This window comes from Bosea sp. 124 (genome assembly GCF_003046175.1).
Taxonomy (GTDB): Bacteria; Pseudomonadota; Alphaproteobacteria; order Rhizobiales; family Beijerinckiaceae; genus Allobosea.
Map to the genome: position 1 here is coordinate 5036849 of NZ_PZZM01000001.1, position 21634 is coordinate 5058482.

21 protein-coding genes and 3 tRNA genes are annotated in these 21634 nt (G+C 65.9%); 4 read left to right on the forward strand and 20 right to left on the reverse strand.

Going from position 1 to position 21634, the window contains the following annotated elements; genetic code table 11:
* Positions 1–18 precede the first annotated feature (18 nt).
* The 11 genes from nuoI to C8D03_RS23875 form a co-directional block, all read right to left on the reverse strand.
* Positions 19–507 (reverse strand): NADH-quinone oxidoreductase subunit NuoI, encoded by a 489-nt coding sequence (gene nuoI / locus C8D03_RS23825; protein ID WP_054141310.1) that lies wholly within the window; start codon positions 505–507, stop codon positions 19–21.
* Positions 508–526: 19 nt separating this feature from the next.
* Positions 527–769, reverse strand: coding sequence for a hypothetical protein (locus tag C8D03_RS23830; protein WP_146170276.1), 243 nt, complete (start codon positions 767–769; stop codon positions 527–529).
* A gap of 31 nt (positions 770–800) precedes the next feature.
* Positions 801–998, reverse strand: coding sequence for a hypothetical protein (locus C8D03_RS23835; RefSeq protein WP_108050277.1), 198 nt, complete (start codon positions 996–998; stop codon positions 801–803).
* Positions 998–2017 (reverse strand): NADH-quinone oxidoreductase subunit NuoH, encoded by a 1020-nt coding sequence (gene nuoH / locus C8D03_RS23840; protein WP_108050279.1) that lies wholly within the window; start codon positions 2015–2017, stop codon positions 998–1000. The genes C8D03_RS23835 and nuoH overlap by 1 nt, the downstream gene beginning before the upstream one ends.
* Positions 2018–2023: 6 nt before the next feature.
* Complete coding sequence (nuoG, locus tag C8D03_RS23845) at positions 2024–4087, reverse strand: NADH-quinone oxidoreductase subunit NuoG (protein ID WP_108050281.1); 2064 nt, start codon at positions 4085–4087, stop codon at positions 2024–2026.
* Between the two features lie 4 nt (positions 4088–4091).
* Positions 4092–5396: an NADH-quinone oxidoreductase subunit NuoF gene (gene nuoF, locus C8D03_RS23850; RefSeq protein WP_108050283.1), complete on the reverse strand. Its 1305-nt coding sequence runs from the start codon at positions 5394–5396 to the stop codon at positions 4092–4094.
* 10 nt (positions 5397–5406) lie between these two features.
* On the reverse strand, positions 5407–6600 hold the full coding sequence (gene nuoE, locus C8D03_RS23855) for an NADH-quinone oxidoreductase subunit NuoE (protein WP_108050285.1): 1194 nt from the start codon (positions 6598–6600) through the stop codon (positions 5407–5409).
* Complete coding sequence (locus C8D03_RS23860) at positions 6600–7790, reverse strand: NADH-quinone oxidoreductase subunit D (RefSeq protein WP_108050287.1); 1191 nt, start codon at positions 7788–7790, stop codon at positions 6600–6602. The genes nuoE and C8D03_RS23860 overlap by 1 nt, the downstream gene beginning before the upstream one ends.
* 12 nt (positions 7791–7802) lie before the next feature.
* On the reverse strand, positions 7803–8408 hold the full coding sequence (locus tag C8D03_RS23865; RefSeq protein WP_108050289.1) for an NADH-quinone oxidoreductase subunit C: 606 nt from the start codon (positions 8406–8408) through the stop codon (positions 7803–7805).
* A 147-nt stretch (positions 8409–8555) separates the two neighbouring features.
* Positions 8556–9140: a NuoB/complex I 20 kDa subunit family protein gene (locus C8D03_RS23870; protein ID WP_108050291.1), complete on the reverse strand. Its 585-nt coding sequence runs from the start codon at positions 9138–9140 to the stop codon at positions 8556–8558.
* Between the two features lie 65 nt (positions 9141–9205).
* Positions 9206–9586: an NADH-quinone oxidoreductase subunit A gene (locus C8D03_RS23875; RefSeq protein WP_465246454.1), complete on the reverse strand. Its 381-nt coding sequence runs from the start codon at positions 9584–9586 to the stop codon at positions 9206–9208.
* A gap of 260 nt (positions 9587–9846) precedes the next feature.
* On the opposite strand from C8D03_RS23875, the gene C8D03_RS23880 reads away from it, so the two are divergent.
* Both C8D03_RS23880 and C8D03_RS23885 read left to right on the forward strand, forming a co-directional pair.
* Entirely contained in the window at positions 9847–10164 is a 318-nt protein-coding gene (locus C8D03_RS23880) for an HdeA/HdeB family chaperone (protein ID WP_108050296.1), read from the forward strand.
* A 5-nt stretch (positions 10165–10169) separates the two neighbouring features.
* Positions 10170–10790: a YcbK family protein gene (locus tag C8D03_RS23885; RefSeq protein WP_108050297.1), complete on the forward strand. Its 621-nt coding sequence runs from the start codon at positions 10170–10172 to the stop codon at positions 10788–10790.
* A 7-nt stretch (positions 10791–10797) separates the two neighbouring features.
* Here C8D03_RS23885 and C8D03_RS23890 read toward each other — a convergent pair whose 3' ends face one another.
* From C8D03_RS23890 to C8D03_RS23930, 9 genes are all read right to left on the reverse strand, one after another.
* Positions 10798–11568 carry a molybdate ABC transporter substrate-binding protein gene (locus tag C8D03_RS23890; protein WP_108050299.1) on the reverse strand — a complete coding sequence of 257 codons (771 nt, stop codon included), beginning with the start codon at positions 11566–11568 and terminating at the stop codon, positions 10798–10800.
* A gap of 134 nt (positions 11569–11702) precedes the next feature.
* Positions 11703–11779: transfer RNA gene (locus tag C8D03_RS23895), tRNA-Asp, on the reverse strand.
* Between the two features lie 141 nt (positions 11780–11920).
* Complete coding sequence (locus C8D03_RS23900; protein WP_108050301.1) at positions 11921–12157, reverse strand: hypothetical protein; 237 nt, start codon at positions 12155–12157, stop codon at positions 11921–11923.
* Positions 12158–12475: 318 nt separating this feature from the next.
* Positions 12476–12551: transfer RNA gene (locus tag C8D03_RS23905), tRNA-Val, on the reverse strand.
* Positions 12552–12678: 127 nt separating this feature from the next.
* On the reverse strand, positions 12679–15105 hold the full coding sequence (lon, locus tag C8D03_RS23910; protein ID WP_108050303.1) for an endopeptidase La: 2427 nt from the start codon (positions 15103–15105) through the stop codon (positions 12679–12681).
* Positions 15106–15537: 432 nt separating this feature from the next.
* Positions 15538–16806 carry an ATP-dependent Clp protease ATP-binding subunit ClpX gene (clpX, locus tag C8D03_RS23915; protein ID WP_108050305.1) on the reverse strand — a complete coding sequence of 423 codons (1269 nt, stop codon included), beginning with the start codon at positions 16804–16806 and terminating at the stop codon, positions 15538–15540.
* 282 nt (positions 16807–17088) lie between these two features.
* Positions 17089–17712 (reverse strand): ATP-dependent Clp protease proteolytic subunit, encoded by a 624-nt coding sequence (locus C8D03_RS23920; RefSeq protein WP_465246455.1) that lies wholly within the window; start codon positions 17710–17712, stop codon positions 17089–17091.
* Between the two features lie 160 nt (positions 17713–17872).
* Entirely contained in the window at positions 17873–19315 is a 1443-nt protein-coding gene (tig, locus tag C8D03_RS23925; protein WP_108050307.1) for a trigger factor, read from the reverse strand.
* A 191-nt stretch (positions 19316–19506) separates the two neighbouring features.
* Positions 19507–19591 (reverse strand) — tRNA-Leu (locus tag C8D03_RS23930).
* A 186-nt stretch (positions 19592–19777) separates the two neighbouring features.
* Between C8D03_RS23930 and C8D03_RS23935 the strand changes: the two genes are divergently transcribed.
* The gene (locus C8D03_RS23935) at positions 19778–21211 is read left to right on the forward strand and encodes a multicopper oxidase family protein (protein ID WP_108051949.1); all 1434 of its coding nucleotides are present in this window, start codon (positions 19778–19780) and stop codon (positions 21209–21211) included.
* Positions 21208–21630 (forward strand): DoxX family protein, encoded by a 423-nt coding sequence (locus C8D03_RS23940; protein ID WP_348981710.1) that lies wholly within the window; start codon positions 21208–21210, stop codon positions 21628–21630. Before C8D03_RS23935 ends, C8D03_RS23940 begins: the two co-directional genes overlap by 4 nt.
* The last annotated feature ends 4 nt before the right edge of the window (positions 21631–21634 follow it).

Sequence of the window (21634 nt, forward strand, 5' to 3'; positions counted from 1 at the left end):
CGACGGCCCCCGTCGCCTTCACCGATACGGTGCGTCCATCGCAATGTTGCGCGCGATCTCGCGCTCCCAGCGGGCGCCGTTCGCGAGCAGCCGGTCCTTGTCGTAGAACAGCTCCTCGCGGGTCTCGGTCGCGAACTCGAAGTTCGGTCCCTCTACGATGGCATCGACCGGGCAGGCCTCCTGGCAGAAGCCGCAATAGATGCATTTGGTCATGTCGATGTCGTAGCGCGTCGTGCGGCGCGTGCCGTCGTTGCGGCGCGGCCCGGCCTCGATGGTGATGGCCTGCGCCGGGCAGATCGCCTCGCAGAGCTTGCAGGCGATGCAGCGCTCTTCCCCGTTGGGGTAGCGGCGCAGCGCGTGCTCGCCACGGAAACGCGGGCTGAGCTGCCCCTTCTCGAAGGGGTAGTTCAGCGTCGCCTTCGGCTTGAAGAAATAGCGCATCGACAGCGCGAACGCGCCGACGAACTCCTTCAGCAGCAGGCCCTTGGCGGCTTGTGCGAGCGACATGCCTTCTCGTCCTTCCAACTCAGCCAAACACCGTCTGGCCGATGACATAACCCAGCATGGGCGTGACGCCGATCATCAACACGATCAGCGCGACCCTGACGTAAGCGATGCGACGCTCGTAATCGTCGCGCTCGCCTTGAGTCTTCGACGGATCGGTCCGGCGCAGGGCCCCGATGACCAGCGCCGAAACGATCCTGTATTCCACAATCCCCACGACGAGCCCGATCAGCGCACCAATGGGACCGGCCCAGTTCTCGATCACCGCAAGACCTCCTGGCTTGAGGGCCATTCAGTCACGCCGCGACCAGCCCAAGCCAACCTGCCATGCGGTGCCCTAGAAAACCTCCGATGATGGCTGCGGCGGATATTCCGCCGAGGCCGACGTCAAAGGCATCGAACACCTTGCTCCGTCGGAGCAGCCAGGCTGCAGCGACGAAAAGAAGAACCCCAACCGCCATCCCGACCACCGTCAGAATGACAGCAACCGCCATCAGCGCACCGGGCCCCAGCCCGTGACCTGCAGCACGAAGGCGACGACCACGACGGAGACCAGCGAGAGCGGCAGGAAGACCTTCCAACCCAGCCGCATCAACTGGTCGTAGCGGTAGCGTGGCACGAAGGCCTTCACCATCGCGAACATGAAGAAGACCGCGCAAACCTTCAGCGCGAACCAGAACACGCCCGGCAGCCAGGTGAAGGGCGCGATCGGGAACGGCGGCAGCCAGCCCCCGAGGAAGAGGATCGTGGTCAGCGCGCACATGGTCATGATCGCCACGTATTCGCCGAGCATGAACAGCAGATACGGCGTCGAGGAGTACTCGACCATGTAGCCCGCGACGAGTTCCGACTCCGCTTCTGGCAGGTCGAAGGGCGGCCGGTTCGTCTCGGCCAGCGCCGAGATGAAGAAGACCACGAACATCGGGAAGAGCGGCAGCCAGTACCAGCCGAACATGCCGACCCGGGTGTTCTGCGCCTCGACGATGGCGGTCAGGTTCAGCGAGCCGACGCAGAGCAGCACGGTGATGATGACGAAGCCGATCGAGACCTCGTAGGAGACCATCTGCGCGGCCGAGCGCAGCGCGCCCATGAACGGGTATTTCGAGTTCGAGGCCCAGCCCGCCATGATGACGCCGTAGACGCCGAGCGACGAGATCGCGAGGATGTAGAGGATGCCGACATTGATGTTGGCGATCGCCCAGCCTTCCGCCACCGGAATCACGGCCCAGGCGCCGAGCGCCAGCAGGCAGGAGATCAGCGGGGCCAGCAGGAAGACGCCCTTGTTGGAACCCGACGGGATGATCGGTTCCTTGAAGGCGAATTTCAGCAGGTCGGCGAAGCTCTGGAACAGGCCGAAGGGGCCGACAACGTTGGGGCCGCGCCGGAGCTGCACCGCCGCCCAGATCTTGCGATCCGCCAGCAGGATATAGGCGATGAAGACGAGCAGGCAGACCAGCAGCAGCAGGCTCTTGCCGAGGATGATCGCGAGATCGAGGACGAGGTCCCAGTTCATGGCCGCTTACTCCGCCGCCTGCTGCAGCCGGCCAGAGGCCAGCGCCGAACATTCGGCCATCACGGCGGAAGCGCGCGCGATCGGGTTGGTCTGGTAGAAATCGGCGACGGTCGAGACGAAGCCGGCCTTGTCGGTGCCGCCGCCAAGGCCGGCAAGCGCAGCAAGGCCTGCCGCGTCCGCGATCTGCAGCGTATCGAGCGCCGCGAAATGCGGCTGCGCCTCGTAGAGCGCCTTGCGCAGGCCCGATAGCGAATCGAAAGGCAGTGTCTTGCCGAGCGCCGCAGACAGCGCCCGCAGGATCGCCCAGTCCTCGCGGGCATCGCCCGGCGGGAAGGTGGCGCGGTCGGTCATCTGGACGCGGCCTTCGGTGTTCACATAGGTGCCCGACTTCTCGGTATAGGCCGAGCCCGGCAGGATGACGTCGGCGCGGTGGGCGCCCTTGTCGCCATGCGTGCCCTGATAGACCACGAAGGCCCCCGCCGGCACCTCGACCTCGTCGGCGCCGAGCAGGAACAGCAGGTCGAGCGCGCCCGGCGCGATCATGCCGGCAACGTCGAGCCCGCCTTCACCGGGGACGAAGCCCAGATCGAGCCCACCGACGCGGGAGGCCGCTGTGTGGAGCACGCCGAAGCCGTTCCAGCCCTCGGATACGGCACCCAGCGCCTGCGCGGCTCTGGCAGCCAGCGACAGTACGGCCTCGCCGTCGGCGCGGGCCAGGGCGCCCTGCCCGACCAGCACCATCGGTCGGTCGCCGGCCTTCGCCGCCTTGGCAGCGAAGTCGATCAGCGTCTCGGTGCCGGCGCCGAGATAGTCGTAGTCATAGGTCAGATCGGCCTTCTCGCCGATCACCTGGACCTTGAAGTCGCCACGCAGCCAGCGCTTGCGGATGCGGGCGTTCAGGATCGGCGCCTCGCGACGCGGGTTCGCTCCGATGATCAGCAGCGAGGTCGCGTTGTCGAGACCGGCGATGCCGGCGTTGAGGAGATAGGAGGCGCGACCAAATTTTGGGTGCAGCTTCGTGCCGTCCTGGCGGGCGTCGAGATTGCCGCTGCCGAGCGAGGCGATCAGGCTCTTGAGCGCAAACATCTCCTCGACCGCGGCGAGATCGCCGGCGATCGCACCGATCTTCGCAGGCGCCGCCGCCTTCACCTTATCGGCGATCAGCGCGAAAGCCTCGGTCCAGCTCGCCGGACGCAACGCGCCGTTCTGGCGGATATAAGGACGGTCAAGGCGCTGGGTGCGCAGGCCGTCGACAATGTGGCGGGTCTTGTCGGAAATCCACTCCTCGTTCACCGCCTCGTTCAGGCGGGGCAGGATGCGCATGACCTCCTTGCCGCGGGAGTCGACGCGGATGGCCGAGCCGACGGCATCCATCACGTCGACGGATTCGGTCTTGGTCAGCTCCCAGGGCCGGGCCTTGTTCTGATAGGGCTTCGAGGTCAGCGCGCCGACCGGGCAGAGATCGACGACGTTGCCCTGGAGTTCCGAGGTCATCGCCTGCTCGAGATAGGTCGTGATCTCCATGTCCTCCCCGCGGCCGATCGCGCCGAGGTCGCTGGCACCGGCGACTTCCGTGGTGAAGCGGACGCAACGCGTGCACTGGATGCAGCGCGTCATCGAGGTCTTGACCAGCGGGCCGATATACTTGTCCTCGACCGCGCGCTTGTTCTCGGCATAGCGGGAATTGTCCACGCCATAGGCCATGGCCTGATCCTGCAGATCGCACTCGCCGCCCTGGTCGCAGATCGGGCAATCCAGCGGGTGGTTGATGAGGAGGAACTCCATCACCCCCTCGCGCGCCTTCTTGACCATCGGCGACTTGGTCGAGACGACCGGCGGCTCACCGTTCGGGCCCGGGCGCAGGTCGCGCACGCCAATGGCGCAGGAGGCCTGCGGCTTCGGGGGGCCGCCCTTCACCTCGACGAGGCACATGCGGCAATTGCCGGCGATCGAAAGGCGCTCATGGAAGCAGAAGCGCGGCACCTCGGCGCCCGCGGCCTCGCAGGCCTGGAGCAGGGTGTACTCGGCTGGGACGTCGACCTCGATGCCGTCGATGAGGAGTTTGGTCATGATCTCACTCCGCCGCCATCAGACGCACCGGCTCGGAGTGCGGGTTGGCGGCATAATCGTCGATGCGCTTCTCGATCTCGTGACGGAAATGCGCGATCAGGCCCTGGATCGGCCAGGCCGCGGCATCGCCGAGCGCGCAGATCGTGTGCCCCTCGATCTGCTTGGTGACGTCGAGCAGCATGTCGATCTCGCGCTTCTGCGCCCTGCCCTCGGCCATGCGGGTCATGACGCGCCACATCCAGCCGGTGCCCTCGCGGCAGGGCGTGCACTGGCCGCAGCTCTCATGCTTGTAGAAATAGCTGAGGCGGGCGATGGCGCGGACGATGTCGGTGGACTTGTCCATGACGATCACGGCCGCCGTGCCCAGCCCCGAGCGCAGCTTCGAGAGCGAGTCGAAATCCATCGGCGTGTCGATGATCTGCTCGGCCGGCACCATCCTGACCGAGGAGCCGCCTGGGATGACCGCCATCAGATTGTCCCAGCCGCCGCGCACGCCGCCGCAATGGCGTTCGATCAGCTCGCGGAAGGGGATGCCCATCACCTCCTCGACATTGCAGGGCTTGTTCACATGCCCGGAGATGCAGAAGAGCTTGGTGCCGACATTGTTCGGGTTGCCGAGCGAGGAGAACCAGGCCGCGCCGCGGCGCAGGATGGTCGGCGCGACCGCGATCGACTCAACGTTGTTTACCGTGGTCGGGCAGCCATAGAGGCCGACATTCGCGGGGAATGGCGGCTTCATGCGGGGCATGCCCTTCTTGCCCTCGAGGCTCTCGAGCAGGGCCGTCTCCTCGCCGCAGATATAGGCCCCTGCGCCGTGATGGACGTAGAGATCGAAGGGGTAGCCGTGGATGTTGTCCTTGCCGATCAGGCGGGCCGCATAGGCCTCGTCGACGGCACGCTGCAGCGCCTCGCGCTCGCGGATGTACTCGCCGCGGATGTAGATGTAGGCGGCATGGGCGCCCATCGCGAAGGAGGCGATCAGGCAGCCCTCGACCAGCGTATGCGGGTCGTTGCGCATGATCTCGCGGTCCTTGCAGGTGCCGGGCTCCGATTCGTCGGCATTGACGACGAGGTAATGCGGGCGCCCGTCGTTCTGCTTGGGCATGAACGACCACTTCAGCCCGGTCGGGAAGCCGGCGCCGCCGCGCCCGCGCAGACCGGACTTCTTCATCTCGTCGATGATCCAGTCCCTGCCCTGCTCGAGCAGGAACTTGGTGCCGTCCCAGGCGCCGCGCGCCATGGCGCCCTTCAGCGACAGGTCGTGCAGGCCGTAGAGGTTGGTGAAAATCCGGTCGCGATCAGCAAGCATCGTCTTCGCCTCACTTCACCGGCTTGTCGCCGAGGGCCGATTCCGGCCGCCAGCCTGTCGCGAGCTTCGTCGCCTGCGAAATCCAGTCATCGCGCGTGGCGCGGCCCTTGAAGCCGGTCAGGCGAGCATCGACCCAAGCCAGTTCCTCGGCCTTCCAGCCTGCTATCTGTTCGAAATGCCAGACGCCCATCTCGTTCAGCATCTTCGCGAGCTTGGGGCCGACGCCCCAGATCAGGGAGAGATCGTCGGGCTTGCCGTTACGCGCAGCCGCGAGAAGCTCCGGCTTCGTCTCCGCCACAGCCGGCGGAGCAGATGCGGCCGGCTTGGCCGACTCGGCGACGGCCGCCCCGGTGATCTTGCCGTTGGCTGCAGGCGTGTCATGGGCCGCGCCCGAGGGCTGGGCCGGCGCCGAGGGCTTAGGGCGCCCGGCCGCGGCGGTCTCGGTCGCTGGCTTGGCCTCGACGGCGGCAGGCGTCGCCTCGGCAGCCTTCGCCGCAGCTTCGGCGGCGGCCTTGGCGGCGGCAGCCTCGGCTGCGGCCTTGCGCTGTTCGGTGACGCGCTTCTGCCAATCGCCGGCGCCGACCATCGTGCCGTCGTAGAGGGCCGCGTCCTTCAGCGTCTCGCCACCGCCCAGCGGCTCCGAGCCCGAGCGGCCGTTCTGCGGGCCGGGCTTCGTCGGCCGGCCATGGCGCAGATCGTCGAGCAAAGCCCGGAAATTCTCGGGCGTCAGGTCCTCGTAATAGTCGAAATTGACCTGGACCATCGGCGCGTTGCAGCAGGCGCCGAGGCACTCGACCTCGAGCCAGGAGAGCTTGCCGTCGGCGCTGACCGTCGATTGCGGTCCGATGACGTCCTCGCAGACCTTCCGGATCGCCTCGGCGCCGCGCAGGGCGCAGGGCGTCGTGCCGCAGAGCTGGATGAAATGCTCCCCGACCGGCTGCAGGTTGAACATCGTATAGAAGGTCGCGATCTCCATGACGCGCATCGGCGCCATCCCGAGCTTGCGCGCGACCTCCTCGATCGCAGCGCGCGGCACCCAGCCATCGTGCTGCTCCTGCGCCTTCCACAGCAGCGGGATCACGGCCGAGGCCTGGCGGCCTTCAGGATATTTGGCGATCTGCTGGGCGACCCAGTTCTCGTTCGCCGCATCGAAGGCGAAGGAAGCGGGCTGGACGTGATCGGGTGCGAGGCGACGGACTGACATCAGCGGTCTACTTCACCAAAGACGATATCGAGGGAGCCCAGGATGGCGGAGACGTCCGCCAGCATGTGCTTGCGGCACATGAAATCCATGGCCTGGAGATGGGCGAAACCGGGAGCCTTGACCTTGCAGCGATAGGGCTTGTTGGTGCCGTCCGCGACGAGATAGACGCCGAACTCGCCCTTGGGGGCTTCGACCGCGGCATAGACCTCGCCAGCCGGCACCTTGAAGCCCTCGGTGTAGAGCTTGAAATGGTGGATCAGCCCTTCCATCGAGCGCTTCATCTCGCCGCGCTTGGGGGGCACCATCTTGCCGTCGAGCGAGGAGACCGGCCCGCCGCCATCGGCGGAGAGCAGCTTCGCGCAGCACTGCTTCATGATACGCACGGACTGGCGCATCTCCTCCATGCGGATGTGATAGCGGTCGTAGCAGTCGCCGTTCTTGCCGATGGGGATGTCGAATTCCATCTCCTCATAGCACTCGTAGGGCTGCGACTTGCGCAGGTCCCAGGCGGCGCCGGAGCCGCGCACCATCACGCCCGAGAAGCCCCATTTCCAGCAGGTCTCGAGATCGACCACGCCGATATCGACATTGCGCTGCTTGAAGATGCGGTTGTCGGTAAGCAGCGTCTCCAAATCGTCGCAGACCTGCAGGAACGGATCGCACCAGTCGGCGATGTCGTGGATCAACGAGGGCGGCAGGTCCTGGTGGACGCCGCCAGGCCTGAAATAGGCCGCGTGCATGCGCGATCCCGAAGCGCGCTCATAGAAGATCATCAGCTTCTCGCGTTCCTCGAAGCCCCAGAGCGGAGGCGTCAGGGCGCCGACATCCATCGCCTGCGTGGTGACGTTGAGGATGTGCGAGAGGATGCGGCCGATCTCGGAAAAGAGCACGCGGATGAGCTGGCCGCGGCGCGGCACCGTGACGCCCATCAGCTTCTCGACCGCCATGCAGTAAGCATGCTCCTGGTTCATCGGCGCGACATAGTCGAGCCGGTCGAAATAGGGCAGCGCCTGCAGGTAGGTCTTGGCCTCGATCAGCTTCTCGGTGCCGCGATGGAGCAAGCCGATATGCGGATCGACGCGCTCGACGATCTCGCCGTCGAGTTCCAGCACGAGGCGCAGGACGCCATGGGCCGCAGGGTGCTGCGGGCCGAAATTGATCGAGAAATTCCGGATGTTATGCTCTGACATGTCCGGCTCCGATCACGCCGTCTTCGCTTTTTCATCGCCCGGCAGCACATAATCCGTGCCCTCCCATGGCGAGAGAAAATCGAAGTTGCGGAATTCCTGGTTGAGCTTCACCGGCTCGTAGACAACGCGCTTCTGCTCGTCGTCGTAGCGGACCTCGACAAAGCCGGTCAGCGGGAAGTCCTTGCGCAGCGGATGGCCCTCGAAACCGTAGTCGGTGAGGATGCGGCGCAGATCGGGATGGCCCGAGAACAGGATGCCGTAGAAATCATAGGCCTCGCGCTCGAACCAGTTCGCCGCCGGAAAGACCTCGATGACGGAGGGAACGGGCGTCGCCTCGTCGGTCTGGACCTTCACCCGGACGCGGCGGTTCGAATAGGGCGCAAGCAGATGGTAGACGACGTCGAAGCGCTTCTCGCGGCCGGGATAGTCGGCACCGGCGATGTCGGTGAAGTTCACGAAGCGGAAGCGCGGATCGGTGTAAAGCGTCCGCATTACATTCACGATCGACGCAGCTTCGGCGTGAACCGTCAGTTCGCCGAAGGCGACGACAGCCTCCGTCACAGCGCCCGGCAGCGCCGCCTTGACCTCTTCGCCGAGTGCTACGAGCGCTTCGCTCATCGTCTTACCTTCGTTGCCGGCTCGGCGTCATGGCCGGGCTTGACCCGACCATCTCTTCCGGAACCAGACTTCGTCCCTGCGTTCAACAGACGCCTCTCCGTCAGGAGATGGCCAGGTCAAGCCCGACCATGACGCCTTGCGTTCCGTCTAGCGCTCGATCGTCCCGGTGCGCCGGATCTTCTTCTGCAGCAGCAGCACGCCATACAGCAGCGCCTCCGCCGTGGGCGGGCAGCCCGGCACGTAGATATCGATCGGAACGATGCGGTCGCAACCGCGCACGACCGAGTAGCTGTAATGATAATAGCCACCGCCATTGGCGCAGGAGCCCATCGAGATGACGTAGCGCGGCTCAGGCATCTGGTCGTAGACCTTGCGCAAAGCCGGAGCCATCTTGTTGGTCAGCGTGCCGGCCACGATCATCACGTCGGATTGCCGCGGACTGGCGCGCGGAGCAAAGCCGAAGCGCTCGACATCGTAGCGCGGCATCGAGAGCTGCATCATCTCGACGGCGCAGCAGGCGAGACCGAAGGTCATCCACATCAGCGAGCCGGTGCGCGACCAGTTGATCAGGTCGTCGGTCGCCGTGACGATGAAGCCTTTGTCGGCGAGTTCGCTGTTGATCTCGGTGAAGAATGGATCGCGGTGGCCGACGGGCCTTCCGTCTGGCCCGAGCAGACCTTTCGGCGCGGGCGCAACGAGCGGATCACCGCGGTCGATCGCTGTTGTTGCCATTCTCGTATCCTCGTGAACCCATAACCGTCAGATATATCGCGAGCTTTTCGCCTGCGAGATGACAGTTAGTCCCACTCCAGCGCGCCCTTGCGCCACTCATAGACGAAGCCGACCGTGAGCACGGCCAGGAAGATCATCATCGAGACGAAGCCATACCAGCCGAGCCCACCGAAGGCGACGGCCCAAGGGAACAGGAAGGCGACCTCAAGATCGAAGATGATGAACAGGATCGCGACCAGATAGAAGCGAACATCGAACTTCATGCGCGCGTCGTCGAAGGCATTGAAGCCGCACTCATAGGCCGAGAGCTTTTCAGGGTCCGGCTTCGAGTAGGCGATCACGAAAGGCGCGATCAGCAAGGCGAGCCCGATCACGCCGGCCACGGCGAGGAACAGCGCTAGCGGCAGATAGTCGTTCAGCAGGGACGGCACTTGAAGAGCTTGCATGGACGATCCCGCTTCAAACGGACGACGGCGGCACGCCGTTTCTGTCGATTAGACCTTGCATTAGAATGAAGCAAGACTCTGCCGCGCCGCACAATCGCGCAACCGGGTTGAATCGGACGCAAGCCGCGGCCTCGTTGTCGACCGCACCGGATTTTTGCCGCATATGACGGGTCCTGCTGGCCGATGCTGGCGCGACGCGACACACTCGCGGCGAATCGATTTTCCCACGCGCAGCTCGCGCTTTCGAGAAAGGGGCGCTCATGACCCTGCTTGCCAGGCTCTTCCTCGCGGCAGCACTGCCGATCGCGCCGATCGTCGTCACCGGGGCGCATGCGGAGGGTGTCGATCTGACGCGGGCCAGCTGCGCCGATTTCGCCGCGATGAGCGAGAACGACCAGACGCAGCTTTCGCTCTGGCTCGCAGGCTATTTCGCCGGAAGCGCCATGCGCCCCCTGCTTGATCTCGAGAAGATCACGGCTGCGCCCGCGGGGCTCGCCGCCCTTTGCAGCAAATCCCCGCAGCTTCCCCTGGTTGGCGCCGAGACTCGAGCCGTCTTCATGCCTGCGCCTGCACCCTGAGCGAGATGCGGCTTTCCATTCCCGCCGGGCTGGCGCTGGCCTGCGTGCTGCATGTCGCGGGCGCGGTGGCGCAGGACGGGCAGATGACGCGGGCGCCGCTGCCGCCGCAGCGGCCCTTCGACCTCGACATGCCGAGCAGCCTGACGCTGCCCCCGATCGTCGTGCCGCCGCCCCTGGAGCAGGCTGCCGAGTCGGCGCCCGCCAGTCCGACCTCCCCCGCCAGTTCGGAGCCGGACGAGGATGAGGGCCCCGAATGGCCGCAGTTGACGCCCGGCCAGAAAGCCGGCGCCGAACCTGCATTCGACCCGAACGAAAAGCCTGACAAGCCGGGCGTCTCCACCGATCCCGGCACGTCGATCGCCTGCCTGCCACAGCGGCTGAAGCTCATCCTCGCCAGCATCGCCGACAAATACGGTGCGGTGAAGGTGACCTCGACCTGGCGGCCGCCGTGGCGAGCGCGCCGAGGCTCCTATCACAAGCGCTGCGAGGCGATGGATTTCCGCGTGCCGGGCGTGCGGCCTCGTACCGTGCTGGAATGGGTGCGCGTGCAGCCCGAGGTCGGCGGCCACAAGGTCTACTGGAACGGCATCCTGCACATCGACACCGGGCCGCGCCGCCCCTGGTGAGCCGGCCTCACTCGGGCGCGGACTCCATACCCTTCTCGGCAAGGATACGCCTGGCGACATCGCTGGAAAGGAAGGCCAGGAACGCCTTCGCGGCATCGGACCTGGCGCCTGCGGCGGCGAGGCCGCCGGTGTAGACCGTGTAGCTCTGGATTTCCGCCGGCAGCGGCCCGACCAGCACGGCGCCCGGCACGGCCAGGATTTCGCTGATCTGGTGGACGGCGAGATCGGCCTCCCCGCTGACGAGGCGCTGGGCAACGAGCCCGCCCGGGACGAGCACCGCCTTCGCCCTGACGACGTCTGCGATGCCCATCGTTTCCAGAAGCCTGGAGAAATAGATGCCGCTGGAGCCGCCGGCGGCGGGATCGATATAGGCCACCTTGCCCGCCGCCAGCAGCGCGGCCTTGAAGGCTGCGACCGTCGCAATATCGGGCCGGGGAGCCCCGTCCTTGACCGCGACGCCGACCGAGGTGCGCGCCAGGTTGATCGGCGTGCCCGCGGCGATCTTGCCGGTACCGACGAGCTCCTTCACGGCAGCGGGCGTCAGCACGGCGACGTCGAAGGCCTCCCCGCCGCCGATTCGGCGCAGCAACCCGCCCGCCGTGTCGTTGTCGATGACAAGCTTGTGGCCGCTGTCCTTCTCGAACGCCCCCGCAACGGCCAGCACGATCGGTTTGAAGGCGCCTGCGGTGAGCACCTTGATCTCGTCGGCCAGGACCGGCCCGGAGGGCAACGAGAACAGACTGGCGATCGCCAGCAGAGCGGCTGACCTGCGATGCATGGCTATCTCCGGGCGGCAAGCGATCCGGAAGGATCGGGCCGGAGAACCTTAAAGAGAGCTGCCGCATCGGCAAGGGATCGACGCTCCAATCGGAGCGGATCACGTTTCACACCGTTGTGATGAAGGGAGAAACGTGGCGCGGGCGACGGGGCTCGAACCCGCGACCTCCGGCGTGACAGGCCGGCACTCTAACCAACTGAGCTACGCCCGCGCAGGGCGGCTGGGGCGCGGTGGCCGTCAGCGAGGTGTGGATTATGGCGACCGGCCGGAAGTGTCAAGCACGAGAGTCCCGCAAAGCGGAACGGTGGAAAACTATCTGCCCGCATCGGCGGGCTGCGTCCCGCGATGCGGGCTATTCCTCCGATGTCAGACAAGGGTCGAGCAGCACGTGGCGGCGGTCCTGATGATCATAGCCGTCGCGGGGCACCACTCTGTCGCCGCGTTTGAGGTCGTTTGCGCTGCAGGTGACACAGAGCACGCGCTCCTCCGGATCGGAGCAGACCGCGACATACCAGAGCGCGCCATCCGCCTGAATCAGGGTGGCGTCGCCGGCGATGGCCGTGTCGACCCGCGAATCGCGCCGGACCAATCCGGAAGCTGGGCCGCAGGATCCTCGCAGCTTGCCGGCCGGGCCGGTTGCTCGGCGCGGGAAAGGCCGGGCGGCCGGTGAAGAAGGAATTGGGCAGAAGCGCTTGGGCTGACGCGCCGGTCGTGGCCAGGACGGCCGCGAGCGCTGCGGCAGCAAAGGCCCGGGCGTGCTGAGGAAGCGCGGAGGCTCAGCATCTCATGCGCGGCATGCCTGCCCGGTAACGTGGCGAAAATACCGGCCGTAGTTCACACCCGTCCTGCCAGCTGTGGCGACGCGTCGCCACAGAGAGACACGCAGCAAGGATAAGGGCCTGGGGCATGGTGGGCGGTGCAGGGCTCGAACCCGCGACCCTCTCCGTGTAAAGGAGACGCTCTACCAACTGAGCTAACCGCCCCTGCCGCGTGGGCTTTAAGGCCTGCGGGCCGCCTCTTCAAGCGCACAAAGCGACCCCTGCTCCGGCCACGCCAACAGAAAGCCGCCGGCGACGAGCGCCGGCGGCATTGTTTCGTCCTGCGAAGGGCTCAGTGGGCGATGACGCCGGCTGCATCCTCGTCGCCCGCCTTGGCGGGGATCGCCTTCAGATCCTCCTCCCAGACGATCGGGACCGGCTGGCGCGTCAAGGCGTGCTGGAGAACCTGCTCCATCCGCGAGACCGGGATGATCTCCATCCCCTCCTTCACGGACTTCGGCAAATCGACCAGATCCTTGGCGTTGTCCTCGGGGATCAGCACCTTCTTGATGCCACCCCGCAGCGCCGCCAGGAGCTTCTCCTTCAACCCGCCGATCGGCAGCACCCTGCCCCGCAGCGTGACCTCGCCGGTCATGGCGACGTCACGGTTGGTCGGGATGCCGGTCAGGATCGAGACGATCGAGGTCGCCATCGCGATGCCGGCCGAGGGGCCGTCCTTCGGGGTCGCCCCCTCAGGAACGTGGACGTGGATGTCGCGCCGATCGAACAAGGGCGGCTCGATCCCGAAATCGACGGCGCGCGAGCGGACATAGGACGCCGCAGCCGAAATCGATTCCTTCATCACCTCCTTGAGGTTGCCGGTAACGGTCATCCTGCCCTTGCCGGGCATCATGACGCCTTCGATCGTCAGAAGCTCGCCGCCGACCTCGGTCCAGGCCAGTCCGGTGACGACACCAACCTGATCCTCGGTCTCGGCCATGCCATAGCGATAGCGCGGCGGGCCGAGATACTCCTCGAGCAGCTCGCTGTTGACGGCGACCTTCTTCTTCTTGGTCAGCACGATATCCTTCACCGCCTTGCGGACGGTGTTGGAGAGCTCGCGCTCGAGATTGCGGACGCCCGCCTCCCGCGTATAGCGGCGGACCAGCGTCTGCAGCGCGTCATCGTCGATCGACCATTCCTTGGATTCGAGGCCGTGCTTCTTGATCGCGTTCGGAATCAGGTGACGCCGGGCGATCTCGGTCTTCTCATCCTCGGTGTAGCCGGCGATGCGGATCACCTCCATGCGGTCCAGAAGGGCCGGCGGGATGTTCAGCGTGTTGGCCGTCGTCACGAACATGACGTTCGACAGATCGTAGTCGACCTCGAGATAATGGTCGTTGAAGGTGCCGTTCTGCTCGGGATCAAGCACCTCCAGCAGGGCCGCCGAGGGATCGCCGCGGAAGTCCTGGCCCATCTTGTCGATCTCGTCGAGCAGGATGAGCGGGTTCGAGGTCTTGGCCTTCTTCATCGACTGGATGATCTTGCCGGGCATCGAACCGATATAGGTGCGGCGGTGACCGCGGATCTCGGCTTCGTCACGCACGCCGCCGAGCGACATGCGCACGAACTCGCGCCCGGTCGCCTTGGCGATCGACTTGCCGAGCGAGGTCTTGCCGACGCCCGGAGGGCCAACGAGGCACAGGATCGGGCCGGCGAGCCGGTTGGTGCGCTGCTGCACCGCGAGATACTCGACGATGCGGTCCTTGACCTTGTCGAGGCCGAAGTGATCGTCGTCCAGCACCGCCTGCGCGGCCGCGAGGTCCTTCTTGATCTTCGACTTCTTGCTCCACGGAATGCCGAGCATCCAGTCGAGATAGTTGCGCACGACGGTGGCCTCGGCCGACATCGGCGACATCTGCCGCAGCTTCTTCATCTCCGCGACGGCCTTGTCGCGGGCCTCCTTGGAGAGCTTGGTGCGGGCGATGCGCTCCTCGAGCTCGGCCAGCTCGTCACGGCCTTCCTCGCCGTCGCCGAGTTCCTTCTGGATCGCCTTCATCTGCTCGTTGAGATAGTACTCGCGCTGGGTCTTCTCCATCTGGCGCTTGACGCGCGAGCGGATGCGCTTCTCGACCTGAAGCACCGACATCTCGCTTTCCATCAGCGAGAGGACCTTCTCCAGCCGGTGCGCGACATGGGTGATCTCGAGCACGGCCTGACGGTCGGCGATCTTGACCGCCAGATGCGAGGCGACGGTGTCGGCGAGCTTGGTCGGCTCCTCGATCTGCGAGACGGCCGCGACGATCTCGGGCGAGATCTTCTTGTTGAGCTTCACATAGCTCTCGAACTCGCTGACGACCGAGCGGCCGAGCGCCTCGACCTCGACCTTCTTGCCCTCCTCCTCAGCCAGGCCGGTGGCCTCGGCCTGATAGAAGGCATCGTCCGCGATATAGGCCGTGGCCTTGGCGCGGCCGACGCCCTCGACCAGCACCTTCACGGTCGAGTCGGGCAGCTTCAGCAGTTGCAGCACGCGGGCAAGCGTGCCGATCTCATAGATATCCTTGGTCTCCGGATCGTCGTCTCCGGCATTCTTCTGCGTAGCGAGCAGGATCAGCCCGTCGGTCTTGACGACCTCCTCCAGGGCACGGATCGACTTCTCGCGGCCGACGAAGAGCGGCACGATCATATGGGGGAAAACGACGATGTCGCGCAGGGGGAGAACCGGATAGGTGCCGGTCTCACCGGAAACGAAAGGAGCGCGGGGCGCCGAGCCAGTCATGACTTTTCCTTTGTGGTTGCGCCCGGCGTGACCCCAAAATGGGCATCAGCATCGAACGTAAGCGGGCAGAGCGACCATTCACCCCGTCCGCCCCCGCGCATCGCACCCTCGACAGGCATGCGACTCTCGCGAGTGAAGCTAAAGTGGCGACTTCCTCGCCGGCTTTCAAGCGACCCGTCGCCGGTTGACCCCAGAAGTTTGCACCGCGTCAATTTGCGCCAGCCGAGGTCAGCAAAAGTCTTCGCCCTGCCCTGCAGGCCAGCACGGTGAAGACTCGCAATCACCCGAGCGAGCCCGGCAAGCAAACGATGCTGCGGATACGCAAAACGCGCGCCAACAGGCGCGCGCTTGATAGATCGACATCTATGGCCACTCGAATCGAACAGGGCCCGATCCTCGTTAATCGCCGACGTGCTCGACCGGGCCCGAGCGTCAGGCCGAGGCCGACTTGGCCTCGTCCTCGCGCTCCGAGTAGATGAAGAGCGGGCGGGACTTCGACTCGACGGCTTCCGGACCGATGACCACCTGCTCGACGCCTTCGAGGCCGGGCAGTTCGTACATGGTCTCAAGCAGGATGCCCTCCATGATCGAGCGCAGGCCACGCGCGCCAGTCTTGCGGTCGATCGCCTTGCGAGCGATCAGGCTCACCGCCTCGTCGGTGAAGGTCAGCTCGGTGTCCTCCATCTCGAACAGGCGCTGATACTGCTTGACGAGAGCGTTCTTCGGCTCGGTCAGGATGGTCTTCAGCGCAGCCTCGTCGAGATCCTCCAGCGTCGCCAGCACGGGCAGACGGCCGACGAATTCGGGGATCAGACCGAACTTCAGCAGATCCTCGGGCTCGACCTCGCGGAAGATCGCGCCGCTGCGGCGCTCGTCAGGCGCCTTCACGGTCGCGCCGAAGCCGATCGAGGTGCCCTTGCCACGGCTCGAGATGATCTTGTCGAGGCCGGCAAAGGCGCCGCCGCAGATGAAGAGGATATTGGTGGTGTCAACCTGCAGGAACTCCTGCTGCGGATGCTTGCGCCCGCCCTGAGGCGGCACGGAGGCGACAGTGCCCTCCATGATCTTCAGCAGCGCCTGCTGGACGCCCTCGCCCGAGACATCCCGGGTGATCGAGGGGTTGTCGGACTTACGGCTGATCTTGTCGATCTCGTCGATGTAGACGATGCCGCGCTGCGCCCGCTCGACATTGTAGTCGGAGGCCTGGAGCAGCTTCAGGATGATGTTCTCGACGTCCTCGCCGACATAGCCGGCCTCGGTCAGCGTCGTCGCATCCGCCATGGTGAAGGGCACGTCGAGGATGCGGGCGAGAGTCTGCGCAAGCAGCGTCTTGCCCGAGCCTGTCGGCCCGATCAGCAGGATGTTCGACTTCGCCAGCTCGACGTCGTTATGCTTCGTCGCGTGGGAGAGCCGCTTGTAATGGTTGTGGACCGCGACGGAGAGGACCTTCTTCGCATGCTCCTGGCCAATGACGTAGTCGTCCAGGACCTTGCGGATCTCCTTCGGGGTCGGCACGCCGTCCTTCGACTTCACCAGCGCGGATTTGGATTCCTCGCGGATGATGTCCATGCAGAGCTCGACGCATTCGTCGCAGATGAACACGGTCGGGCCCGCAATGAGCTTGCGAACCTCGTGCTGGCTCTTGCCGCAGAAGGAGCAGTAGAGCGTGCTCTTCGAATCGCCGCCGCTGACCTTACTCATCGTCCATCTCCATTCTAGGAGCCGGAGGCCAGACCCGCCGCGGCGGGTGCAACCGTCGTCTCTTCGTCATAATAGGCGCCCAGTTCACGATCATCAGGTTAACGGCCGGTTCCGGCACATCCTGAATCAAACGCGATCCACAACCGGATCATGCTGGGGCACCTCGGGATCATCCTTGGGCCTGTCCGATTCCCCATGCAATCATGGGGCCGGGTCCCATGCAATATGTGCACTGCACGCCGCGCCGCCAACCCACAGGCCGCTCGCAAGCGGCCCGAAGGCTCACGCCGCCTCTTCCGGACGCTTGTCGATGACCTTGTCGATCAGGCCGAAATCGCGCGCCTGGGCGGCGGTCATGAAGTTGTCGCGCTCCAGCGCCGGCTCGATCTCCTCATAGGAGCGGCCGGTATGCGTGACATAAATCTCGTTCAGCCGGCGCTTCAGGCTCTCGACCTCGCGGGCATGGATCAGGATGTCGGTGACCTGGCCCTGATAGCCGCCGGAGGGCTGGTGGACCATGATGCGGGCGTTCGGCAGCGCGAAGCGCATGTCCTTGGCGCCGGCGGTCAGCAGCAGCGAGCCCATCGAGGCGGCCTGGCCCACACACAAGGTCGTGACCGGGCAGCGGATGAACTGCATCGTGTCGTAGATCGACAGGCCCGAGGTGACCACGCCGCCGGGCGAGTTGATGTAGAAGGAGATTTCCTTCTTGGGGTTCTCGGCCTCGAGGAACAGGAGCTGCGCCACGATCAACGAGGCGGAGTAATCCTCGACCGGGCCGGTCAGGAAGATGATGCGTTCGCGCAGCAGGCGCGAATAGATGTCGAAGGCGCGCTCGCCGCGGCTCGACTGCTCGACCACCATCGGGACGAGATTATTGTAGGTCTCGATCGGATCGCGCAGCATGGAGATGTCCTTGGGTGGCAGAGGCCGGGATTGAAGCCGGCGAATCGTGGCTGTCTTGAGGAGACAACCACATAAGCACGGCAAAGGCGGCTGAAAAGAGAAGCGCCGCCCGGCACGGGGCCGAGCGGCGCAAATGTTCGGATTAAGGTTTCCGTGGCGGTCAGGCGGAGGCGTCGTCGGCCGCACCGTCTTCGGCCTTGTCGGCCTTCTTCGCCTTCTTGGCGGCGGCCTTCTTCGGCTTGGCTTCAGTCGTCCCCTCGGCGTCCTCGTCGGCGTAGAGCGCCTCGCGGGACACGGTCTGGTCCTCGACCTTCACCTGGCCGAGCAGATGGTCGACGACCTTCTCCTCGAAGATCGGGGCGCGGATCTCGGCGAGCGCCTGCGGGTTCTTGCGGTAGAACTCCCAGACCTGCTTCTCCTGACCGGGGAACTGGCGAGCGCGCTCGACCAGCGCCTGGGTGACTTCGTCATCCGAGATCTGGACCTTGGCCTGTTCGCCGATCTCGGCCAGGACGAGGCCGAGGCGGACGCGGCGCTCGGCGATCTTGCGATAGTCGACCTTGGCGGTCTCCTCGGTCGTGCCCTCGTCCTCAAAGGACTTCTTGGCTTCCTTCATATCCGCCTCGACCTGGCTCCAGACGCTGGCGAATTCCTGTTCGACCAGGGTCGGAGGCAGTTCGAAGGTGTATTTGCCGTCGAGCGCGTCGAGCAGGCTCTTCTTGAGCTTGCGACGCGACTGCTGGCCGAAATCGCGGCCGATCTGCTCGCGAATCGCGGTCTTCAGCGCATCGAGCGACTCCATGCCGAAGGCCTTGGCGAGCTCGTCATCGATCTTGACCGGCTCGGGAGCCTGGACCTCGGTGACGGTGACCTCGAACTCGGCCGGCTTGCCGGCGAGATGCTCGGCGGTGTAGTTCTCCGGGAAGGTCACCTTGACCGTCCGGGTCTCGCCAGCCTTGGCGCCCTCGAGCTGCTCCTCGAAGCCGGGGATGAACTGGCCCGCGCCGAGATCGAGCGGGATGCCCTCGCCCGTGCCGCCGTCGAAGGGCTTGCCCTCGAGCGTGCCGACGAAGGAAATCATCAGGCGGTCGCCGCTGGCGGCCTTGGCCTTCTCGCCCTTGTTGGCGAAGGTCCGGTTCGAGGAGGCCATGCGCTCGAGCGACGAGTCGACATCGGCGTCCGGAACCTCGGCGACCGGCTTGACCAGAGCGACGTCCGACAGGTCGGCGAGCTCGATTTTGGGCAGGACCTCGAGCGCGACGGTGAAGGCGAGATCGCCCTTGGCCTCCATCGCGGCCTCGATCTCGTCCTTGTTCTCAGGGAACTTGATCTGCGGCTCGAAGGCGAGCTTCAGGCCGTTATCGGCAACGATCTTCTGATTGGCCTCGTTGACCGCGTTCTGAAGCACATCGGCCATCACCGAGCGACCATAGAGCCGGCGCAGATGGCCGACCGGCACCTTGCCGGGGCGGAAGCCGTTGATCTTGGCCTTGCCCTGAAGACCCTGAAGGCCGTCATCGAGCCGGGTCTTGAGGTCGGCGGCGTTCAGCACCACCTGAAATTCGCGCTTGAGGCCCTGCGAGAGGGTTTCGGTCACGTTCATCGTTTTCGATCCGCCAACAGCTCGTTACTTCAATGTCCAAAGCGCGACGCCGGGAGACCGCCGCCGCGCTCGCGAAAAACCTCCGCATCGAACCGAAAAGTGGAATGCACTTTTCGGAAAATCCGACGCGGCATCAAATACGTAGATCACCGTTATCCGCACCCGCCAGGGCGCACGGTGATCTATGCCGATGGTGCGGGCGGAGGGACTCGAACCCCCACGACTTTCGCCGCTGGTACCTAAAACCAGTGCGTCTACCAGTTCCGCCACGCCCGCCGGCCCGATTGCGCTGCGCGCGAGCAAACGCAGCGCGGCCATCATTGGGCGCCGGTGCTATACGCATTTCAGCCGGGCCATGCAGCAAAAAAATGACGGTTCTGCAAAACACGCCGGTCCGGGGGCGGCTGCAGGCGCCGCGATGGCCTCTCGCCATCGGGCGCCGCCGACATTATGCCGGTCGTCATGAGTGATCGATCCGACCGCCCTGCCCCCCCAACCCGCCGCGCCGCCCTGCTCGGGCTCGGCGCCGCAACCATGCCGGGACTGGCCGGGCGGGCTCTGGCGCAAACCGCACCGCCCGGCCCGGCCCAGCCGGCACCGGCGGGACGCGTTCTGACAGCCGGCCCGGCCAAGGCGAGGCTGAGGCCCGCCCCCGCCTCGGAGACCGAGATCTGGGCCTTCGACGGCGCGACGCCCGGCCCGGCGCTGCGAATCAAGCAAGGCGAGACGCTGCGCCTGACCGTGGCGAACAGCACGACGAGCCCCCTCTCGCTGCATTGGCACGGCCTGCGCGGCGAGGCGGCGATGGACGGCGTCGGCGGCTTCAGCCAGCCTCCGATCGCGCCTGGCGAAAGCTTCGAATACCGGCTGCAACCGCTCGATTCGGGCACGGTCCTGTATCGCCCGCTGGTGATCGGCGGCGCGTCGGAGCCGGCCGGGCGCGGGCTCGGCGGCCTGCTGATCGTCGAGGAGCCGGAGCCGCCGCCGGTCGATCTCGACCTGCCGGTGCTGGTCACCGACTGGCTGCTGGGCGACGACCACGCGCTGCAGCCCTTCTCGGCGACGAGCCCCGATGGCGCCACGGCCGGCCGGCTGGGAAGCTGGATCACGGTCAATGGCGGTTCGCCGCCGCAGCGCATCGCCGTCGCGCGCGGGGCGCGGGTCCGGCTGCGTCTCGCGAACGGCTGCAATGCCCGGATCATGCGGTTGCGCTTCGATGGCATCAAGGCGGTCGTCATCGCCGTCGACGGGCAGCCGACCGAATCCTTCGAGCCCGTGCGCTCGCAACTGCCCTTCGCTCCCGGCACGCGCTACGACCTGCTGGTCGACATGCCGAGCGAGGCCGGCGCGACCGCCATCGTGACCGCCCTGGTCGGGGCTGGCGTGCCTCTGGTGCGGCTCGTCACCGAGGGGGCCGCGAAGCCTGCCTCGGCCGCTCCGATGGCGCTGAAGCCGAACCCGACCTTGCCGGCCGCGGTGCGCCTGCAGGACGCGCACCGTCCCCAGATCGTGATCGAGGGCGGGGCCAAGGTCTCGCCCGAATTCAAGCCCGACCTGACCGGCATCGATCCCGCCCGGCCCTGGCGCATCAATGGCGGTGTCGGCGAGGCTTCGACCAAGCCACTGTTCAGCGTGAAGCGCGGCACGCCGATCGTCCTCGCCATCGAGAACAGGACGGCGTTCTTCCAGCCGATCCATGTCCATGGCCATACCTTCCGCCTGCTTCATCCGCTCGACGACGGCTGGGAGCCCTATTTCCTCGATACGGTGCAGATTCCCGAAGGCAAGCGGCTGCACATCGCCTTCATCGCCGAGAACCCCGGGCGCTGGTTGATCTCCTCGACGGTGCTGGAGCGCTTCGACCGGGGCTTGTGGACCTGGTTCGAGGTGACGTGACCGCCCCCAGCCGAGCCCGCGTCGCGATGCGCTGGCTGATGTCGGCCTTCTATGGCGGCGCCGGCCTGTTGCATCTCGTCAGACCCGACGGCTTTCTGCCGATCGTGCCGGCCTGGGTGCCCGAGCCGCGCATGGTGGTGATCGCGACCGGCGTCGCGGAAATCCTCGGAGCGCTCGGCCTGCTCGTCCCCCCCCTGCGCAAGGCCGCCGGGCTTGGGCTCGCGCTCTATGCCCTCTGCGTCCTGCCGGCGAACATCAAGCACGCCGCCGAGGGCATCGTGCTGGCCGGGCTTCCGTCAAGCTGGTGGTATCATGCGCCGCGTCTGGCGCTGCAGCCGGTGCTGATCTGGGGGACGCTTTACGCCGGCGGCGTCATCGACTGGCCGTGGCGGCAGGAGGGCAAGGTCAAGCTCGGTTGAGCCC